Annotated in this window: 18 protein-coding genes and 1 tRNA gene; 8 read left to right on the top strand and 11 right to left on the bottom strand. The window is 48.0% G+C overall.

Annotation, left to right across the window (positions count from 1 at the left end; all coding sequences use genetic code 11):
• Positions 1–13 precede the first annotated feature (13 nt).
• Together ACJAYR_RS06290 and ACJAYR_RS06285 are read right to left on the bottom strand one after the other, a co-directional pair.
• Complete coding sequence (locus ACJAYR_RS06290; protein WP_415235811.1) at positions 14–700, bottom strand: hypothetical protein; 687 nt, start codon at positions 698–700, stop codon at positions 14–16.
• 41 nt (positions 701–741) lie between these two features.
• Complete coding sequence (locus tag ACJAYR_RS06285) at positions 742–1,632, bottom strand: N-formylglutamate amidohydrolase (protein ID WP_415235810.1); 891 nt, start codon at positions 1,630–1,632, stop codon at positions 742–744.
• 131 nt (positions 1,633–1,763) lie between these two features.
• On the opposite strand from ACJAYR_RS06285, the gene ACJAYR_RS06280 reads away from it, so the two are divergent.
• The 3 genes from ACJAYR_RS06280 (at position 1,764) to ACJAYR_RS06270 (ending at position 3,648) form a co-directional block, all read left to right on the top strand.
• Positions 1,764–2,135 carry a response regulator gene (locus tag ACJAYR_RS06280; protein WP_169544620.1) on the top strand — a complete coding sequence of 124 codons (372 nt, stop codon included), beginning with the start codon at positions 1,764–1,766 and terminating at the stop codon, positions 2,133–2,135.
• A 117-nt stretch (positions 2,136–2,252) separates the two neighbouring features.
• Positions 2,253–2,329, top strand: a tRNA-Val gene (locus ACJAYR_RS06275).
• A 104-nt stretch (positions 2,330–2,433) separates the two neighbouring features.
• A complete protein-coding gene (locus ACJAYR_RS06270) occupies positions 2,434–3,648 on the top strand; it encodes a cation:proton antiporter (protein ID WP_415235809.1) in 1,215 nt (404 codons plus the stop codon).
• Positions 3,649–3,696: 48 nt separating this feature from the next.
• On the opposite strand, the gene ACJAYR_RS06265 is transcribed toward ACJAYR_RS06270, so the two are convergent.
• A complete protein-coding gene (locus ACJAYR_RS06265) occupies positions 3,697–4,113 on the bottom strand; it encodes a MerR family transcriptional regulator (RefSeq protein WP_415235808.1) in 417 nt (138 codons plus the stop codon).
• Between the two features lie 235 nt (positions 4,114–4,348).
• On the opposite strand from ACJAYR_RS06265, the gene ACJAYR_RS06260 reads away from it, so the two are divergent.
• Together ACJAYR_RS06260 and ACJAYR_RS06255 are read left to right on the top strand one after the other, a co-directional pair.
• Positions 4,349–5,008 carry a hypothetical protein gene (locus tag ACJAYR_RS06260; protein WP_415235807.1) on the top strand — a complete coding sequence of 220 codons (660 nt, stop codon included), beginning with the start codon at positions 4,349–4,351 and terminating at the stop codon, positions 5,006–5,008.
• Positions 5,009–5,205: 197 nt separating this feature from the next.
• Positions 5,206–5,700, top strand: coding sequence for an AAA family ATPase (locus tag ACJAYR_RS06255; protein WP_169544624.1), 495 nt, complete (start codon positions 5,206–5,208; stop codon positions 5,698–5,700).
• Positions 5,701–5,777: 77 nt separating this feature from the next.
• Here ACJAYR_RS06255 and ACJAYR_RS06250 read toward each other — a convergent pair whose 3' ends face one another.
• Both ACJAYR_RS06250 and ACJAYR_RS06245 read right to left on the bottom strand, forming a co-directional pair.
• Positions 5,778–6,602 (bottom strand): mechanosensitive ion channel family protein, encoded by an 825-nt coding sequence (locus ACJAYR_RS06250; RefSeq protein ID WP_415235806.1) that lies wholly within the window; start codon positions 6,600–6,602, stop codon positions 5,778–5,780.
• Between the two features lie 14 nt (positions 6,603–6,616).
• Entirely contained in the window at positions 6,617–7,426 is an 810-nt protein-coding gene (locus tag ACJAYR_RS06245) for an AsmA family protein (RefSeq protein WP_415235805.1), read from the bottom strand.
• 200 nt (positions 7,427–7,626) lie between these two features.
• On the opposite strand from ACJAYR_RS06245, the gene ACJAYR_RS06240 reads away from it, so the two are divergent.
• Together ACJAYR_RS06240 and ACJAYR_RS06235 are read left to right on the top strand one after the other, a co-directional pair.
• Positions 7,627–8,769, top strand: a complete 1,143-nt coding sequence (locus ACJAYR_RS06240) for a CaiB/BaiF CoA transferase family protein (protein ID WP_415235804.1) — start codon at positions 7,627–7,629, stop codon at positions 8,767–8,769.
• Positions 8,770–8,873: 104 nt separating this feature from the next.
• Positions 8,874–12,104, top strand: coding sequence for a hypothetical protein (locus ACJAYR_RS06235; protein WP_415235803.1), 3,231 nt, complete (start codon positions 8,874–8,876; stop codon positions 12,102–12,104).
• Between the two features lie 11 nt (positions 12,105–12,115).
• Here ACJAYR_RS06235 and ACJAYR_RS06230 read toward each other — a convergent pair whose 3' ends face one another.
• Positions 12,116–13,396, bottom strand: a complete 1,281-nt coding sequence (locus tag ACJAYR_RS06230) for an MFS transporter (protein ID WP_415235802.1) — start codon at positions 13,394–13,396, stop codon at positions 12,116–12,118.
• A 101-nt stretch (positions 13,397–13,497) separates the two neighbouring features.
• Between ACJAYR_RS06230 and ACJAYR_RS06225 the strand changes: the two genes are divergently transcribed.
• Entirely contained in the window at positions 13,498–13,869 is a 372-nt protein-coding gene (locus ACJAYR_RS06225) for a DUF4870 family protein (RefSeq protein WP_415235801.1), read from the top strand.
• Between the two features lie 46 nt (positions 13,870–13,915).
• Here the strand turns inward: ACJAYR_RS06225 and ACJAYR_RS06220 are convergent, their stop codons facing one another.
• The 5 genes from ACJAYR_RS06220 to ACJAYR_RS06200 all read right to left on the bottom strand — a co-directional run bounded on the left by ACJAYR_RS06220 (position 13,916) and on the right by ACJAYR_RS06200 (position 19,718).
• Entirely contained in the window at positions 13,916–14,140 is a 225-nt protein-coding gene (locus ACJAYR_RS06220) for a biotin/lipoyl-binding carrier protein (protein WP_415235800.1), read from the bottom strand.
• 90 nt (positions 14,141–14,230) lie between these two features.
• The gene (typA, locus tag ACJAYR_RS06215; protein WP_415235799.1) at positions 14,231–16,048 is read right to left on the bottom strand and encodes a translational GTPase TypA; all 1,818 of its coding nucleotides are present in this window, start codon (positions 16,046–16,048) and stop codon (positions 14,231–14,233) included.
• A gap of 172 nt (positions 16,049–16,220) precedes the next feature.
• Positions 16,221–16,946, bottom strand: coding sequence for a substrate-binding periplasmic protein (locus tag ACJAYR_RS06210; RefSeq protein ID WP_415235798.1), 726 nt, complete (start codon positions 16,944–16,946; stop codon positions 16,221–16,223).
• A gap of 102 nt (positions 16,947–17,048) precedes the next feature.
• Positions 17,049–17,909 (bottom strand): DMT family transporter, encoded by an 861-nt coding sequence (locus ACJAYR_RS06205; RefSeq protein WP_415235797.1) that lies wholly within the window; start codon positions 17,907–17,909, stop codon positions 17,049–17,051.
• A gap of 3 nt (positions 17,910–17,912) precedes the next feature.
• Positions 17,913–19,718 (bottom strand): acyl-CoA dehydrogenase, encoded by a 1,806-nt coding sequence (locus ACJAYR_RS06200; protein ID WP_415235796.1) that lies wholly within the window; start codon positions 19,716–19,718, stop codon positions 17,913–17,915.
• Positions 19,719–19,801 lie beyond the last annotated feature (83 nt).

The following is a 19,801-nucleotide window of genomic DNA, read 5'->3' as shown; positions in this document are numbered from 1 at the left end:
CCAAATTCAGGGTCTAACTGTTTGACGCAAGTTGAAGAGCCTCCTGTTTCTTTTTCAGTAATGCCTCTCTTCTTTTGTCGATCAGGGCGCGACGTTTGCGATATTGCTCTCTGGCTTTTTCCATGCGAAGGGCTGTATCGCGCCGCCTTTCTTCCTGCCAGAGTTTAAGGACTTTCTTTTTGTACGGAATATTGAATTTTTTTGTCTGCGAGTGATAATGAGCGACTGCAATGTTCCAGGACCGGTTTTTCCTTTGCAGTTTTTTCAAAAGAGCGCCGGCATAGGACGCATTCACCGTTGGATCAAAAGCCTCTTCAAGTGAGGTAAAGGCGTTAGGGTGCCAATGCAGGTTCACTTGCATACATCCCACATCAATATTTTTTACGCCCTTCTTTTTAAGTTTTCTAACTTCGGCAATAGCGGCGGCTTTGCTCGGCAAATATCGCCCTCTTCCTTCGGAATAAACAGTCCAGGGCCAGGCAATTATTTCCCGCTTTTCTTTGTGCCAGCGACCAGTCTCAGCAAGTGAAATGGCATTTAAAAGCCGCTTTGGCAGCCTTAAGGATTTTTCCGTACGTTCTGTTGCAGAACGACAGGTGTTGAGGAATTCTGCGCCGTTTGCAGGAAACTGCGCAGCCTGAACAGGGGCTGTCTGGAAAATAAGTGTTGTTAACACCAAGATGAAAAATTTTTTAAACATTATGCTTCTCCTGCTTACCTAGCAGCAAGAAGCGTGCCGATTTATTCTGCCGCTTGAATATTTGGGTGAAGACTGTTGGATACGGGGCCTTCAGCAAGGCAGCCGTGGATAATGTCACCGATCAGGTCTGTAATTTGCGCCTGCAAAACCGGGAAATGCTCGTTTGGTTCAATCGCGTCCTGTTCCATGTAAAGAGCGCGGCTGATCTCAATTTGCAGGCTGAATATTTGCCTGTCAGGCTGAGCATATTTCTGCGTTATAAACCCACCTGCGTAAGGAGCGTTAAAGGCGACGGTGTACCCCAGAGAGTTCAGCTTTTGTTTGACCAGAGCGCGGAGCCAGGCTGGACAGGATTGGCCATAACGATCCCCCAGAACGAAATCCGGTAACCGGATTGGAGGGTGGGAAGGCATCGAATGACAGTCGATCAAAAACGCCGTCCCAAATTTTTGAAGGGTTTGATCCATTAAGCTGTTCAAGGCACCATGGTAGGGCTTATAGCAGGTGTTAATGCGGTTTTGGGCCTCGCTGAACGAGATCGGCCCAGGGTGAATAAAAAGGCCGTCAGACACGATTTTTGGGATCGTTCCAATCCCAGCTGAAATGCGTGGGCTAAATGTTGTCACATAGCTTGGCAGGGGCTCCAGAAACATATCAGGGTCCAGCTCATAGGCTTTTCGGTTTACATCACAATAAGCGCGCGGGAAGGTTGCTGTAATAAGCGGACTGCCCTTCGCTGGCGCGGCTTTGAAAAGCGCATCGATCAGGAAATCTTCTGATTTGCGTAAATCGCTGAAGGAAAGAGGGGATTGATCAACAAATGAATCGGGGTATTGGCGACCACTATGAGGGGAAGAAAAAATAACAGGGCTGGTCCAGCTCTCTGGCGTTGAAACATGAAAAGTTGATGTTTCTGGCTGGCCGTCAGGCATTGATCCGTTCCGTTCCCTTCAATTGTGTGATCTATGCTTCGAAAAGTTCACACTTTTTTGCCAAGATTAATCCTTTGGTATATTCTTTGTGACAAGCATAACAGATAAAATTCTAATAGTAGATAGTTCTTATGGCCCGAATACTCCTAGCTGAAGACGATAATTCGATGCGATATTTCCTTGCGCGCAGTCTGGAGCTGGCGGGTCATGAAGTACTGGCATTTGCCGATGGTGAAGATGCAATCCCGGCCCTGAATGCAGGGCCTTTTGATATCCTGATTTCCGATATTGTCATGCCCCGCATCGGCGGTATTGAGCTGGCGGTCCGGGCAAAAGAAATTGTCGAAGGATTGCCGGTAATCTTTATCACCGGATTTTCTGCGGTTGCCATCGAAGATATGGATACAGTTGAAGGGATTAGCCAGATGCTTTCCAAGCCGTTTCACCTGAATTCCCTTGTGGATGCTGTGGATCGGGCCATCGAAGCAAAAGAGGCTTCCTAGGCCGAGACATATCCCCAAAACGATCGTTCTTAAAAATTTGCCAGTTTGCGCTTGCAATGCGTAGTTTGGAGCATTATAAGACCCGAACTCCGGTCGCGAAAGTGACAGACTTTTCGGGGGTGTATAGCTCAGTTGGTTAGAGCGTTGCCTTGACATGGCAGAGGTCACAAGTTCGAATCTTGTTACACCCACCATTTTCCCACACCATTGTCCCTCTCAGTCTCGAATTTAGTTTGCTGAATATGCTGGTTCGTGTGAAGTATACTGCATTCTTCTGAGGTCAACTGCAGGCGCTGGTATGGACGATTTCCCAGTTTTTTTTGTTGGTGCATTTTTACTTTTCATCTTTGGGCTTGTGTCGCGACTGATCGAAAAATCAGTTTTCTCTGGGCCCATGTTTTTCTTGGCCGCAGGCGTGTTGATGGGGCCGGTTGGTCTGGCTGTTATTGACCTTCAGTTAAACACACCCACCAGCAAGATCATCGCAGAACTGACCCTTGTACTCATCTTGTTTGTCGATGCCTCGAAAATTCATCATAGAGATCTGGTTGAAACATTGATCGGTGTCCCAGCACGGTTGCTGGGGATTGGATTGCCGCTCACGATTGTGACCGGGGCTATTATTGCGTTTCTCTTGTTTCCAGATCTTGATCCGTGGCTTGTTGTATTGATCGCCTTAATTTTATCACCGACAGATGCGGCATTAGGCCAAGCAGTTATTAGCAGCGATAAAGTCCCTCAAAGAATAAGAGAATCCATTTCCATCGAAAGCGGATTAAATGACGGTATCGTTTTACCATTGGTGCTCGTGTGCCTGGCCGTTCTCTCGGGCGGGGCAGAGGCCTTTAACGGCGGGGAGACGTGGCTGCCCTTTATGATAAAGCAGTTAGTGCTTGGGCCTCTTATTGGTGCGTTAGTCGGTTATGGTGGGGGGCGATTGGTCGATCTGGCTGTTAATTTCGGCTTGATGGAAAGTACCTTTCAGCGACTGGCGTCCATTTCGATTGCTCTGCTTGCCTACGCTTTTGCGGAATTTTTCGACGGAAACGGATTTATTGCCGCCTTTTTTGCAGGCTTGTTTCTTGGGGTGAAGTCCTTGGCAGTACGGAAGAGAATTCAAGCCTTTGGCGGCGCTGAAGGCCAGATGTTGTCGCTATATATCTTCTTCATTCTGGGGCTTGTCGGTGTCCCCATTGCTGTGCCCTACCTTGATCTAACCATGGTTGCTTATAGCTTACTGAGCCTTACTATCGTTCGCATGATGCCCGTTGCCCTCTCGATGATCGGTAGTGGATGGACGGGTTTTTCGGTGCTGTTCGTTGGATGGTTCGGTCCGCGGGGGATTGCCTCAATCCTATACCTGTTGATCGTCGTGGGGGAATTGGGCACAGAGGGATTTGAACGTGCAATTGCAATTATTGTTCTTGTTGTCGTGATCAGTACATTTCTGCATGGGTTCAGCGCCGCCCCGATGACTAAACTGTTTAAAGGTCGTCGCGACAAAGAAGCTTAACGCAAAATGATATCCCCGGATTGGAATAGGGGAATTCAGAAGGGCCTATCAATGTTCTGTTTGGCAAAGTTCATGATTTGCCAGCGAACGAATGACATAGCAATCGCCCACTTGATTTGCCTTGCATCCGGCAACAATCCGGTCGAGTTCGGCTTCCAATCTTTTGAGTTGCGTAATCCGCGCGCGAATATCAGAAAGGTGGGACGTGGCGATTTCGTCCGCATGGGCGCAAGGACGCTCCGGATGGGAATTCAATTCAATAAGCTCACGGATCGCTTCGAGGGGTAAGCCGAGGTCCCGCCCATGTTTAATAAAGGAGAGACATTCCAATTGTTGTTGGGAATACCGTCTTTGATTTCCCTCAGAACGGATCGGCGCACTTAACAATTCTATTTTCTCGTAATATCGAATTGTTGGTACTTTTACGCCGGTTTTTTGTGAAAGTTCACCAATTGAAAAATGCATGTTTCTCTCCATACCTCTAGTCTATAGAGATATTGGATGAGAAAACAAAATCAAGAGTTTTCAATATTTTGTACATCTTTTTCACTGATCAGATCGGTGAATGAAATTATTCAGACCGCCAGTTGTTTCGCCCTAATCCAATGCTGAGCCGTTTTATAGGCTGCAAGCCCGCCATATGTGATTTACAATTTTATAAAACAACGTTAAGGTTTTGTTAATAAACTTGGAGGGGTCCATGAAAGTGCTTGCATTGATTTCGGGGTTGCTGCTGTTCAGTTCGACTGTACAGGCAGCGGTGCTGGATTTTTCGGGCGTTACCGATATTGGCCCCAGCCACACAAGTTATGTTGAAAAAGGGGTGACGGTACAAAGTATCGGCGGTGATCTTGCGTATCATGGAACGCCAGGCCGTGTGCATATCACTGACTCGGGAACCTCTTTTGCAACAGGCCTCTCGTTCACTACCGGAGCGAGATTCGACGCCGTTCAGTTTGATATATTCGGAAGCAGCAATTTTTTCTGCTTGGGTCCGGGCTGTAATTCACCGATCCCCTTTAATAACGTTGTGGTGACAGCTGAACGTTCTGGGGTTGAGGTTGCGCGCCGGGAATTTTACTCTGGAACAAGTCCGCATACTGAAGTTCTGGATCTTTTCTTTCTGGATATTGATCGGCTTAGCATCAGTATTTTATTTCCTGCAGCCGTTGACGATACTGTTTGCGCCTTTGCCGCACCGTGCACTTTCTTTGATGTCGACAATGTTCTCTTAATTCCAAATGGAAACATTTCTTCTGTTCCTTTACCGGCCGCTTTACCACTTTATGGGGCAGGGCTTTTAATGGTTGGGTTTCTGGGAAATAGGGCCCGGCGCCGAAATAAAAAATATACCAACTGAAACAAAGCCTCTTTACATCAAAAAAATTGGACGTTAAGGTTTTTGCATGAAACAGAATTTTGCCGCCATCATTATTGTGATTGTAAAGGTCATTGCTCCTTAGAGTCTGGCGGACGCTTCTGTATGAAATCACCATCCGCCCTACGAGGCGGATTTTTTGTTTCTTCCTCGGACGGCACGAATAAATGAGGAAGACAATGAGACCGAATGATACGCCCCCTTCATTACATTTTTTCTGTGGAAAAATGGCCGCAGGAAAAACCACATATGCCCGTGAGCTTGCTGAAAAAGAGAAGGCTGTTCTAATCAGTGAAGATCTTTGGCTGTCCCGCCTCTTCCCGGAAGAAATCAATACCTTTCAGGAATATCTGACTTGTTCTTCACGGTTGAAACGCGTTTTGCAAGACCATGTGCAGAGCCTTTTGCGGGATGGTGTCTCCGTTGTTTTGGATTTTCCTGGAAATACCAGAGGGCAGCGGGCCTGGTTCAAGAACGTTTGCAAGGAAGCCAATGCCGAGCATTGTCTGCATTATCTCGAACGATCAAATGCAGAATGTCTTGTGCAATTGAAAAAGAGAAACCGGGAAAAGCCGGAAGGGTCGAAAAGAACTTCCCCCGAAGAATTTATGATGGTGACCAGCTATTTCGAAGAACCCAGTGTTGAAGAGGGATTTAATGTCCATCATGTTTAGGGAAAACGGGGGCCTGTTAGACCCCCGCATTTCGTCTGCGCAATAGGCGTCCTGTTATTCTTCGCCGGTATTAAATGTTATTCTTCGCCGGTATTAAAAACGGGTGCGAGCAATTTGATTTTTTCAGATTTGAGAAGCGCCAGAATGGCATCATTCACTGAATAGCGAATTTTAAAGTAACAATTTCCGGGTATCCAGGCGCGCACACCCATAACCACACCGCCCAAGGCAAAATCGTGGATGCCAACTTGTGGCGTTGGGTCTTCACGAATTTCCGGAAAGGTTTTTAGTAGTGCAGATATTTTTTCTGCGAGCCTCTCTGTATCTGTTTTGGACGACACGGAAAATTGTAGCTCAAGGATCCTGTTTTCGTTGGAATTTACGAGGATCTGACCGACAATTTCCTTGTTGGGAATGGCAATTTTCTCGCCGTCTTCACCTAGCAAAAAGGTGGTTCCAAGGGTAACCTTGTCAACAATGCCACTTACACCGCGGACGGTCACAACATTTCCAACAACATAGGGGCGTGTCAATATAATGGCGACGCCCGACCCAAAGTTGGATATGGGGCCTTGCAAAGCCATGGTTGCGCCTAACGTCACGGCACCTGCAAGGGCAATAAGCGGAGCGATGCTGATACCAAAATTTCCAAGGGTGATGATGATCAGCATTACCATCATCACCAATTTCAGGCTGCTGGCCATAAAGCCAGATAATGTCTCATCAATATTCTTGGCAATTGCGAGTTTTTGCAGTCGGTTGCCAATCCAATTGATTACCAGAAATCCAAAGGCAAAAAAGGCAAGGGCACCTAGAATTTGAAACCCGTATGTGACGCCAAATTCAATCAGCATATCAATATACTTGTTCAGATCTTCGATGTTCTGTTCGACATTATCCATGCTTTGCACCGCCTTTACTTGAAGAGGCTTTTTACAGCGCCCGTTGCACCTTCGACCGCTTTGCCAGCGCCTTCAGCGGCTTTTCCGGCACCACCGCTAACCGCATCAGCGGCTCCGGATAGGCTGTTTTTCAGGCCATCCAGTGTTTTGCCAATGCCTAGATCAGAAACGACAGACAATGCACTATCTGTAATTTTGTCGGCGACTTGTGCTGCAACTTCAGCCGGTGACGCGCCGCCACTGTCTTTTCCGATGTCCGTAAGCTGGATAGTTGGCAGTTTGCCTTCAATTTTCTGGTTCATCGTGATGGGGGCCTTCACAGTCACCAGACCATCTTTTATGACTAACTTATCAATAATAAGTTTTGGTCCATCTTCTTCTGATTCAGACTCGGCGCTCGTGTCTTTTGTGCCGCTATTTGCCTTGATGTAATCATCGATATTCTTCTGAAGAACATCCAGATTATTCCCCGTTTCGCTCAATTCGTAGGTAATCTGAGGTCCAGTTACCAGAATTTCCTCAATATGAATGACTTTGTCATTGCTGTCGGAAAGATTAACCGCCACTGAAATTTCGTTCAACATAAAGGCGTTTGGTTCTTCAAAACCTTTTGGGTTGCCCACAGACAATCCGCGCAGCGCCCCTTTTCCAGATGTTAGATCCAGATCGACTTCGTTCAGAGTTACGTCTGTCTGGGTGACGTCTGGCCCAACTTCTTCAACAGCGGTTATGATAACTTTGTCCAAGTTGAAATAAAAGACAGCAACAAGAACTGCTAACAGTACAACAAGGCCAGCAACGGCCCCTGTAATAATTTTTCCCATAACTCAAATACCCCAGTTTGATTTGTTCATAATTTTAGATATAGCCGTTCCGGACCACGGATAGCAAATTTTTCGTCTGTGTTTTTCCTCCTCAAACTCTGTACGGGAAGATTTGTTTTTTGGCAGGTGACAGTTCCGTGCGAGAAACGTTAGAATAGGCCCCTAACAAATACAGGCCTTAAAAAAAGAAAGGAATAATAATGGGACCTTTAGCAGGATATAAAATCGTCGAAATGGGAGGTATCGGACCAGGACCAATGTGCGCATTGTTACTGGCAGATATGGGCGCGGATATCGTTCGAATTGATCGGATGCAGGAAACAGGACTGGGTGTTCATACGGATCCGAAATTTAACCTGCTCATGAGAGGCCGGCGGTCGGTCGCCGTTGATAGCAAATCCAAGGAGGGACAAGAATTAATCCTTTCCCTGATAGAACAGGCGGACGGGTTGATCGAAGGATTTCGCCCAGGCGTAATGGAACGGTTGGGATTGGGGCCGGATGTTGTTTTTGCTCGTAACCCGAAGATTGCATACGGCAGGATGACCGGTTGGGGGCAGGATGGTCCAATGGCTCCCGCCGCAGGTCATGACTTGAACTATATTGCCTTGTCAGGCGCGTTACATGCGATGGGCCGGCGCGGCAGCATGCCAACACCGCCTTTGAACCTTGTCGGCGATTTCGGCGGCGGTGCACTGTATCTTGCAATGGGCATGCTTGCCACAATGCTAGAAGCGTCCAATTCCGGGAAAGGTCAGGTTGTTGACGTTTCCATGGTGGACGGTGCAGCTAGCTTGATGACAACGTTTTTTGGTCTAAAGGCGGCTGGACGTTGGAGTGACGAACGGGGCACTAATATTCTTGATTCAGGCGCCCACTTTTATGACGTTTATGAGACTAAAGATGGAAAATATGTTTCCATTGGCTCTATCGAAACCAAATTTTATGCGGAATTGTTGCGCCTCACTGGGTTGGAGGGTGAAGATCTTCCCAATCAAATGGATGTTTCTGCTTGGCCCGCGCTAAGAGAACGCTTTGCCGCGGTCTTCATCACGAAAACACGAGATGAATGGTGCGATATTATGGAAGGAACGGATGTCTGTTTTGCGCCGGTTCTGTCTATGGAAGAAGCGCCACAGCACCCGCACAATATTGCACGAGGAACTTTTGTTGAGGTGGATGGTGTTGTCCAACCTGCCCCTGCGCCCAAATTTTCGCGTACTAAATCCGAAATTCAAGGGCCTGCCTGTGCTCCGGGAGAGCACACGGATGAGGCCTTGTTAAGTTGGGGGGTGAGTGAAGATCGCATACGGGATCTGAAAGCCGCAAACGCAATAAAATAGTATCGTAAAGCGGCGTTCCGTTTCGGTGCGCCGCTTATCCGACAGACAGACTTGACGGATTAGCCTTTATACCGGACTCTGAACTGGTCAGACAGGAGAAGGGTATGATTTTAAAACATCCAGAAGCCGCTCGTAACGTTGAAGAGCATGAAGCGCCCCTTGTGCTGGGCGGTCATGAACAGTTGAAAGCTGTTTCCGGCCCCAGTCTGGCAAGCAAGCTGATCGTTACAGCGGTTAACCTTGTTACCCTGTTATGGCTGGTTGCCGCCTTCTATTATGTCCATAAAAATATCGGATGGCCGAATTTGTGGGAGTTGTTACCCCACGAAATCGGGGCCTTCTTTGCAGGGGTTTTTACCCCAATTGCTTTCCTTTGGTTGCTGCTTGCCTACGCCAAACGGGGAATTGACAACAAGCTCAAAGGAAATGCCCTTGACGCTTTGATGCGCGAGCTTGGATATCCCAGTCCTGAAGCAGAGGCCCGTGTTGCGAGTTTGACGTTGGGTTTGCGCCGGCAATCCAAAGAAGTGCAGGCTGAAACTGAAAATGCGGCGGTTCGTATTTCTCAGGCAACAAAAGAACTGGATCAACAATATAGTCAAGCGGAAGAGAGTGCAGGAAAACTGCTGGCAAATAGCGATCAGTTTCAGGGGGAAATGGATCGCCGCCTTAAATTGATGCAAGACCTCATTGCCCAGACCGACGCTCAAAAAGAGCAACTGGACGGTATGATGCTGGATCAGGCTGAGATATTCAGCCGGGCTTTGAAAGATGCCGAAGAGAAGGGAGGGAGCCTTAAAGTATCGCTTGCTGAACAGGTAGCGGCTCTTGAGGAGGCGATCCGCAATTCCGAAGAAAAAACCAGCAAAATGGTTTTGACAATGGAGAAAACCAGTCAGGATCTGGCGTCGCTTGCAGAACGCAGTCTTGCGCGCACCGAAAATGCATCAGCGGATATTACGAGTAGTATCTCGGCGTTGGAAGAAAGCAGTAGTGCGCTAAGTGAACGCCTTAATCGCCAGTCCGGGCAATTGGTGGGCAATGCCAGAGACATCGAAGCACAGTCCCGAACAGCGTTGTCGGAGTTGGCTAAAGCCAGTGACATGCTGCTTCAGAATTCATCTGATCTCTCTCTTTCAACTGAGGATGCGGTCTCGCGTCTGAATACGGTGCGGGACGGGTTGTCGGCGGGCACACAGGATGTCGAGCGGGCAATCGACACGATGGAGGAGCGACAGGCAGATTTACTGGCTGGCAGCAAAGAACTGGACCAGTCATTAAAGATTTCATCCGACCGACTTGTTGATAATGCGGGCCTCATCCGCAAGACCCTCACAGAAACGGGAGAGGAGATGCAGAGCGCAGGTGCCCGGTTGCGGTCTGAATTGGACAGCTTGACCGAAACCTATCAGAAAACCGAGGCGGGTCTTGGTGATGTGGAGGCTGTGTTGCAGCAAGGGAAGAAGCTTCTGGATGATGCTGGTGAAAAATCGCTACAGAATGCAGAGGTCTTGAAAGGACACATGGCCGACCATGCTGAAAGTCTGCTTGGTAGCAATGAAATTGCCGCGAACCGAACGAAAGAAATACAAGATCAGTTGCGCAAGCAAATGATGGTCCTTGATCAAGCATCGGATCAAATTCAGGTGTTATCCCGTGAAATTTCAGAGCGCCTTGATGCAAGTGTTGATCAACTCTCTACAGCGAGTTTGGAGACAACCAATCGTGTTGTTCAGGTAGGAACGGGCTTCCAGCGGCAGGCAGACGAATTGAAAGCGGCGTCTGAGCGGGTTGCAAGCCAGATTAAGGATGCAGGGGAAGAGTTAAGGCAGGAAACATCTGATATTGAAATGCGGGCCGACAGAAGCGCAAAAACGATCAAAGCCGCGTCAGAGGAGCTGGAACGCAAACAAAAAGAACTGGGTGCAACAGCCGATCATTCCCGTTTAAAAATTCAAACTGTCATCGAAGAAACTATGCGATTGCATCAGGATTTTATGGCGACCGCAGAAAGAGCAACGTTGCAAGCCCGTCAATCGGGGGAGGCGGCTCATTCGCAAACCGCCGAGCTTGCCCAGACCGCAGAGCGGGCATCAGCTGAATTGCGGGGGATGGGTGATCAGGCAAGGCTTCAACTGGAAGGGCTCGATCGCGCAGCGGCGAATGCCAATCACCAAACGAGCGAACTCGTGGACCGAACAACCGGAAATATTGAAAATCTTGGAAATGCGAGTGATCTGGCGACGGAAAAAATGGCGATGCTCGCCGATATTTCAGAGCGGGCAAAGACCCATACGGAAACGATGGAGAAATCTCTTCGCGAGGAAACCGGGGCTCTTGCTGAAATAGCAAGACAGCTTGCTGATAGTGCTGAAGCCGTCCAGTCCGGTATTGGGGATCGGGCTAAACTGTTGCAAACCACTGGACATCACGCCGATGTTGCCGGCGAATCCTTCCGCCGAAAAACGCTGGAACTGGCGAAAGCGAGTGAATTGATGCTTGCTGGAATTCAGCGGGCGGATCAAGCGCTGGACCGTCATAAGGACGAGATTGAAAAAACCCGACGCAAGGTTCAGGGGGATCTTGAATATGTTGTCTCCAGCATGGCGGACGCGGGACGCCAAGCAGCAGAGATGGGAGACGGTAGTTTTCAGGCCTTTAAAGGGAAGGCAATTGAACTATTGGAATACTCGAAACAAGCCGAGAACGAATCCCGTGCTTTGACGGAGCAATTTGACCAGCAACGCCAGAGACTGGAAGTGACGGCAAAACAGGTTGCCAATTCAATCAATGAAACATCGACTATTTTGAAATCCGAGAGTGGCAACCTGCGGGAAGCCGCTAGCCTTGCCGCGGAAGAGGCGCTGATTTCCAGTTTGAAGTTTCAGAAAGAAGCGGATCGTCTGCGGGATGCCTCTATGGATGTCGCGGCCCAAAGAGAAAAATTGGGAGAGAAGCAACAGGCGGATAGCAACGCAGCTTATCGTAAGTCTGTGTCCTTCATACTTGATAGTCTGCATTCCCTTGCCATTGATCTGTCGCGTAATTTAGACAATACAATGCCTGAAGAACTTTGGAAGCGGTACCGGCGAGGTGAGAAAAGTATTTTCACCAAGCGCCTGCTGAAGACCAAAGACGCAGACAAAATACGTCTGCTATATCGGGAAAATGGTGACTTCAGGCGATATGCAGATCAATATTGCGAAGCCTTTGACCGCTTGCTTAAAGAAACGGAGGATACCGAGCATTCAGAGCTTCTGATTGAAACCTATATGAGCTCGGATATCGGTAAAGTCTTTATGATGTTAAGCGATGCGTTTGACGGCGGCTACTGAGGGCCTGATTGCTATAGCGGCGCCTTTTCTTCATTGGCAGTATCTTTGTCGGCAAGCGAAATAACAACGCGCCTGACGAAGATGAGGAAAATGACAGTGAGAACGCCCCCAATGATCAACGGCATGTCATAATCGACAAATTCGAAAAATGCCCCGCCCCATAAGGGGCCAAGGATCCGCCCTAGTCCAGAAAAGCTATTGGCGATGCCGAGTGTGCTTCCTTGCTGACCTTTTGCTGAAACAAAACTGATAAGGGCGGAATGTGTCGGGTTCAGGATTGCAATTCCGACACTCATAAATGTAATGGCGGCAATGAAGATGCTGAAATGAAAGGCGACGGTTGTACTGAAGAGCCCGATAGCAAGAGCACTAAGGCCGACTAAGAGCAGCTTCGGTTCTCCCAGTTTTTGTGTGAGTGGGCCAATCAGCCGCCCTTGGACAATGACAAGAATAACACCAATATAAGCAAAGCAGTATCCAAGATCCTTTGGTTGCCATCCGTAATTCCGCTCAGTCCAAAGTGGAAACAGGGTTTCAACCTGACTGAAAACAAAGCTTACGATAAAGAAGGAGCCAATGAGCCAGGGAATAGACGGAGACGCAAAAATCGCCTGCAATTGTGTTTTCAAGGGTAATTTCGTTGTCTCTCGTGCTGTGGCTCTATCCTCTGCGGTCAGGCTTTCTTTTACGGTAAACAGGGCAAGGAGTAAGCCCAGAAGGGACAAACCAGCGGCAACAAACATTGGGGTTTGAAAATCAGGGTTTTGCGGATCGTTTCCAACAAGAAAAGCCCCGATAGCGGGGCCGAGTGTAAATCCGAGGCCAAAGGCCGCCCCCATTAGTCCCATTCCCTTGGCACGGTTCTCTGGCGTTGTAACATCAGCCACGATTGCCTGTGCCACTGAAATTTTGCCTGAAGCGATGCCGCTAACGCAGCGGGCTACAATGAGAACGGCAAAACTCTCGGCCAATCCTGTCCATAAATAAGCACCGGCACTAACAGCCAGGCACATTAAAAACACAGGTTTACGCCCGATCCGATCCGAGACCCGTCCCCAAATTGTTGAGAATATAAGCTGGAAAAGGGAAAAACTTGTGGCCAGCCAGGTTACCATAAATGCTGTCGCACCATAATGTTCGGCATAAAAAGGAAGCAATGGCAGAATTATTCCAAACCCAACCAGGTCCAGAAATATGGAGAGAAATACAGCAAGCATAATAATCTGATATCTGACGTTAAAGAGGGGTGATCCTAGACAAGATTTTGTCGTTTGGCGACATTTGGAATGCATAAAGTAGATTTAATACTAAAAAAGGCTTCGTTCTTTACTAGGAATAGGTTGTTTTTTGAGCTTATACTTACGGGCGAGAGACACACATAATAGGAGATTATATGTCTGGCGATGTTACAGAGCAGGTTGTTGAAGCTGCCAAGGCTAAAGGCGCAGCAAAGTCTGCTAATTTGGTATATATTCTTTATTTAGCCAGTATTGTATTCGGTATAACCGGTTTGATCGGGGTTGTTATGGCCTATATTAACCGGGGAGACGCGCCCGCCTGGGTTCAAACGCATTATCAATTTCAGATTCGGACCTTTTGGATTGGTATCTTGATTTCAGTTATTGGAATGCTCACGATCGCCTTTTTCATTGGCGGCCTGATCCTTTTAGGCTTTTTGATTTGGTACATTGTACGCAGTGTGAAGGGGATGAAATATTTATCTCAGAACCAGCCGCACCCTAATCCAACCACTTGGATGTGGTAAAGTCGTTACGAGACATTAAAAAGCCCGCGATTAAGCGGGCTTTTTTTTAAACTTCAAGTCTGGCAACAATTTGACCCTCTTTAACCGGGTCGCCTTCTCCTACCAGAATTTCCAAAACTGTCCCATCTGCTGGGGCATCCACCGGAATTTCCATCTTCATGCTTTCCAGTATGAGAATGGCGTCGTCTTCTTCCAGACTTTCACCTTTTTGGGCTTCAATCTTCCAGACTTTGCCGGCAATCTCGCTTTCAACATCAAGGATCGTCATCATAGGCTCCACTATTTTTCTTATTCTTAATGGAGATATGTTTTCACAGGATCGGGCAGAAAACTATTGAATTCTGCCCGATCTGTAAAAATATCAGGATGCGATCTTGCTGCGAGACGCTTTTTTCCGCTCATGTGGATCGAGGTGACGTTTGCGCAAACGAATGTAGTTTGGTGTAACTTCTACAAGCTCATCATCATCGATATAGGCAATGGCTTGTTCCAACGTCATCTTACGAGGTGTTGTCAAGCGAACGGCTTCATCAGTGCCTGAGGCACGAATGTTTGTCAGCTGTTTGGCTTTCAGCGCGTTGACTTCCAAGTCGTTCGGGCGGTTATGTTCGCCGAGGATCATGCCTTCGTAAACATCAATACCACTTCCAATAAAGAAGACACCGCGTGCTTCCAGGTTCCAGATTGCAAAGGCTACAGATTTCCCTGTTGAATTGGCAATCAACACACCGTTGCGGCGTCCTGGAATTTCACCTTTATGCGGAACATAAGAATGGAAAAGGCGGTTCATGATACCGGTTCCCCGTGTATCCGTCAGAAACTCGCCATGATAGCCGATCAGTCCGCGTGTCGGGCATAGGAAGGTAATCCGTGTTTTCCCGCCGCCTGATGGCCGCATGTCGGTCATTGTCCCTTTGCGCAATGCGATCTTTTCAACAACGACGCCAGAGAATTCTTCATCCACATCGACAACCACTTCTTCCAGCGGCTCCATTGTTTTGCCGTCTTCTTCACGGAACAATACCCGAGGGCGACTGATAGACAGCTCAAACCCTTCGCGGCGCATGGTTTCGATCAGAACGCCCAATTGCAATTCGCCCCGGCCAGAAACGATGTAGCTATCCGCTTCAGCGCTGTCTTCGACCCGAATTGAAACATTGCCTTCAATTTCTTTCATCAGGCGGTCACGGATGACGCGGCTCTGTACTTTGTCACCATCCCGGCCGGCGAGCGGCGAGGAATTGATTGCAAAGGTCATCGAAATGGTCGGAGGATCAATTGGCTGTGCATCAATCGCTTTTGTTTCTTCTGGCGTACCAATGGTTTCAGCAACTGTTGTTTTGACGAGGCCGGCGATGGAAACAATATCACCTGCGCGGGCTTCTTCGATCGCTTCGCGTTCCAGTCCGCGGAAAGCCATGATCTTGCTTGCCCGGGCATCTTCGATTTTTTCGCCAGAGCGGTTCAAGCCTTTGATGGGATCATTTGTCTTCAAAACGCCTGATTCCACACGGCCCGTCAACAAACGACCCAGGTAAGGGTTACTTTCAATGGTTGTTACCAGCATCTTGAAAGGGGCATCTTCGTCAACCTGTGGCGCAGGGACGTGTTTGACAATCAAATCGAAAAGCGTATCCAGGCTTTCTTTCTTATCGCCAAGATCCTGAACGGCCCATCCTTCTTTTGCTGAGGCGTAGAGAACAGGGAAATCGAGCTGCTCTTCGTCGGCGTCCAGTGCGACGAGAAGGTCAAAGCACTCGTCGAGTACTTCTTCTGGGCGGCCATCCGGACGGTCCGCTTTGTTGATCAGGACAATTGGCTTCAGGCCCAATCCAAGGGCTTTTTGCGTTACGAATTTTGTTTGTGGCATTGGACCTTCAGCGGCGTCAACCAAGACCACAACGCCATCGACCATGCTCAGGATACGTTCCACTTCACCACCGAAATCGGCGTGGCCCGGTGTGTCAACGATGTTGAGGCGATAGCCCCCCCATTCAACTGATGTACACTTGGCCAAAATGGTAATGCCGCGTTCCCGTTCCAAATCATTGGAATCCATGGCACGCTCTGCCACCTGCTGGTTTTCCCTAAAGGTACCACTTTGTTTCAACAAGCCGTCCACAAGGGTTGTCTTCCCATGGTCGACATGGGCAATGATCGCAACGTTCCGAATTTCCATGATATATTTTTACATTCGCTAAATTAAAGGCGGGCGCAGTATACCGATGACTGAATATATAGCAAGCCTTGTAAAATGAAGGTTTTGCGTACTGGTTTCAGGAGCAGTTTTTATCAACAAAAAGGGTCTTAAAAAATTGTTCCTGAAAATAGATTTGCTAACCGGGATTAGATTAATTTGCCATCAGGGCCTTGTTAAAAGAGGCCCGTGCTGATTTTCCTGTTTCCGTATTTGGAAAACAAATATGCAAACCGTGTTCTTTTAAAAGCTTACTATTCATTTCGACTTTATCGGCCAGCTTTGTCAGGCTTTTGTCTGCTTTGAGCAAATAGTTTAAAACGTTTGAATCAATAACAGCAAGATCCAGGCGTCCTTTAGCAATTTTACGAATATTGAGAACATCTGCCGTTACTTTTTGAACCTTCAATGATCCATCCGCGACCATCGCGTCGAAGCGTTCTTCGTTCACATATCCCGATACAACACCGACGTTCAACTTTTTCAGATCATCATAACTGGTCCACTTAACGGGTGCGTTGCTCTGCTGTACAAATCCCACTGGTGAAGAGCCAAAGCTATTAGAAAACAAACATTTGCCGTCTTTGCTCTTCTCAGCATCCAAAGCGGTGCTGTAATATTCCGGAAAATATCCAACATATTCAGGATTTCCAAGACCTTCAGCCACAGCTCTATTCCAAGGGAAAAAGTCAAAACTCACCGAATGGCCAGCGGCGGCGAGCAATTTTTTTACGGTTTTGGCGGAAGATCCGTTATCCTCAAGCCCTTTTCCTGAATAGGGGGGCCAATCAAGGCTTGTGAGTTTTAGGTTGTCTGCCTGTGCAATAGAGGCTGGGAAGGCCATTGCAAGGACGGCGGCGAAAATCAACGATTTCGACATGTTCAAAATTTCCATTGAGAAGAGTTGAGCTCAAATCAGTGTTCAATATATTTTTAATTTACTAATATTTTCATAAAGTGAGAAGAAATATATTGGGTGCACTTAGTCTTTCTTCACCCGACTTTGAAGGGCCGCACTAACAAGGATTGCTGTTATGCCGATAAAACTCAGGAAGCCAACTATTTCCGAGAAGATTAAATAGTCAATAATGGCTGCGAAAAGAGGTGTAAAGTAGACAAATGGAGCCAGAAAGCTGGCATCTCCGCGTTTCATGGCTTGAATGAACAAGCTTTGACCGCTCACCATGATGGCCCCGATCAATGCCAGAAACAGCCACTGCAAGGAGGTTGGCTGAACCCAGAAGAAAGAAACAAGACAAAGGGCGATTATGGCGCCAATTCCATTATTAATGCTGAGGATCCGCAACGGACTTTCTGTATCTGAAAGGCGCTTGATAAAAATGGCTTCCGTGCCCATGAAAATGGCGGAAGCGATTGCAATGATTGCTAGGGGCTGGAAACTGTCCATTCCAGGGCGTGTGATAAAGAGCATGCCCAGAAATGAGAGGGCAACAAGGTACCACTGTGCCGAAACTACTTTTTCCTTCAGGATCATGGCCGCGAGGATCATCGTAATAATCGGGCTTAAGAAGGAGATGGAGGTTGCATCCGCCAATGCCATGCCGGACGCCGCTGCAAATAGACAAACAACACCGAGCCAGCCAAAAATAGTACGGCCAATATGCAATTTGAACGGAACGTTTCGATAGGTGGGTCGCCGAATTGCAAGAACGGGAAGCAACGCCAGAAAGGCAAAACAAAAACGGCCTGCTGCGATTTGAAATGCACTAAGCGGCGGACCTAAAAGGTCGTTGCCCAGCAACTTCGCAATAACAGAAGCAAGCGCGAAAAACGAACACGCGATAATCATGTACGAAATACTGGCCAGGGTATTTCGCGACATTCTTTAGAATATCTCTGCAGGAGCTGAAAATGTGGTGGCGTCCACAGAGCCTAGAAGCTTTGACCAAGGCTCCACTTTACAGAGTTCAAAGCGGTAAAAATACTGGCAGGCTTGTAGTTTGCCCAAATAGAAATTCTGATCATCCTTTGTCGGGCCTTGATTTAGTTTTTCAGACGCAACCAAAGCCTGTTTTAGCCATTGCCAGGCAAGAACAAGATGTCCGAACATATCAAGGTAGAGTGTAGCGTTTGCCAAGGCGAGATTGATATTACCTTGTTGCATTTCAGCGGCCAGCGCCCGGGTGACATTGACCACATTTTCAATCGCGTGGTCCAAAAGATCAGAGAACTCGGCCAATGCCGGGTTTTTTCGGGCGCTTTGGCTGGTTTCGGTCATTTTTCGGACTAACAGTTCAAGGCCAGTCCCTTTATTCATGATGACTTTTCTGCCTAATAGATCAAGACCCTGAATACCGTGGGTCCCTTCATGTATGGGGTTTAGACGATTGTCTCGGTAATATTGCTCAACGGGATAGTCGCGGGTATAGCCATATCCTCCCAGAACCTGAATGGCATGTTTGTTGGCTTCCAGGCAAAACTCACTGGGCCAAGATTTGACGACCGGTGTCAAAATATCAAGAAGGAGTGATGCTTCTTTCTTTTTGTCCGGATCCGTTTCAGTGTTTTCGTCATCCACAAGTTTTGCAGCATACAGACACAGCCCCAAACCACCCTCAACTGCCGCTTTCTGCGCTAATAAAAGCCGCCGGATATCCGCGTGTTCGATCAGGTTTAGCTGATCTGATGACGCGTCTTTGCCATCTGGATGGCGTCCCTGTGGTCGGTTTCGAGCATATTCCAGACTGTAAAGATATCCGGCATATCCAAGGCTGACCGCCCCAAGGCCGACCCCGATGCGAGCTTCATTCATCATGTGAAACATGTAGAAAAGACCTTTGTGGGCCTCCCCGATCAGATAGCCGGTCGCTCCTCCTTTTTCGCCGAAGTTAAGGAGGGTATTGGTTGTCCCGCGATACCCCATTTTGTGGTTCAAGCCTGCAAGACTGACATCATTTCGGTCACCGATACTGGTGTCATCGTTCACCAGAAATTTGGGAACAATAAAGAGTGAAATACCCTTAACCCCTTCTGGCCCGCCCGGTATTTTAGCGAGGACCAAATGCACTATGTTTTCTGACAGTTCATGCTCGCCTGCTGAAATCCACATTTTATTGCCAGTCAGGCGGTAGGTGCCATCTTCCTGAGGAATAGCTTTTGTTTTTATATCAGAGAGGGATGAACCGGCCTGAGGCTCAGAAAGGCACATTGTGCCGAAGAAACGCCCGGCAATCATCGGTTCCATAAATCGTTTTTTCTGGTCTTCCGTCCCATATGCCCGAATAACGTTGGAGGCGCCTACTGTTAGAAATGGGTATCCGGAAGTGCCCACATTTGCGGCATTGAAGATGGCACTGCAGGTCATGGCAATGGTCGCCGGAAGCTGCATGCCGCCATGGTCATAATCGTGCTGGGCTCCGAGGAAACCAGCTTCGATATAGGCGTTGAGAGCCTCTTTGACTTCAGGAATGATGTGCACTTTTTCACCGTCAAACGTCGGCTCATTCAGATCAGCTTTCCGGTTGTGAGGCTCGAACAGATCGGCGGCGATATTCATGGCGGTGTCAATTACGGCATCAAAGATATCTTTATCATGATCAGCAAAACGTTCACGTTTAGCAAATTGGGCGACGTCCAGCATTTCATGCAGTTGAAAGGAAATATCCCGTTGATTCATCGTCGGTGTTGTCATGTCAGTTTTGCCTATCGTGATGTCTTGTGATCATTCTCGTTATGTCATTGGTTTACCATACCTAGCCTGCGATTCCAGTGGAT

The organism is Sneathiella sp., from assembly GCF_047631475.1.
Lineage (GTDB): Bacteria > Pseudomonadota > Alphaproteobacteria > Sneathiellales > Sneathiellaceae > Sneathiella.
This window is presented reverse-complemented; position numbering and strand designations above follow the sequence as displayed.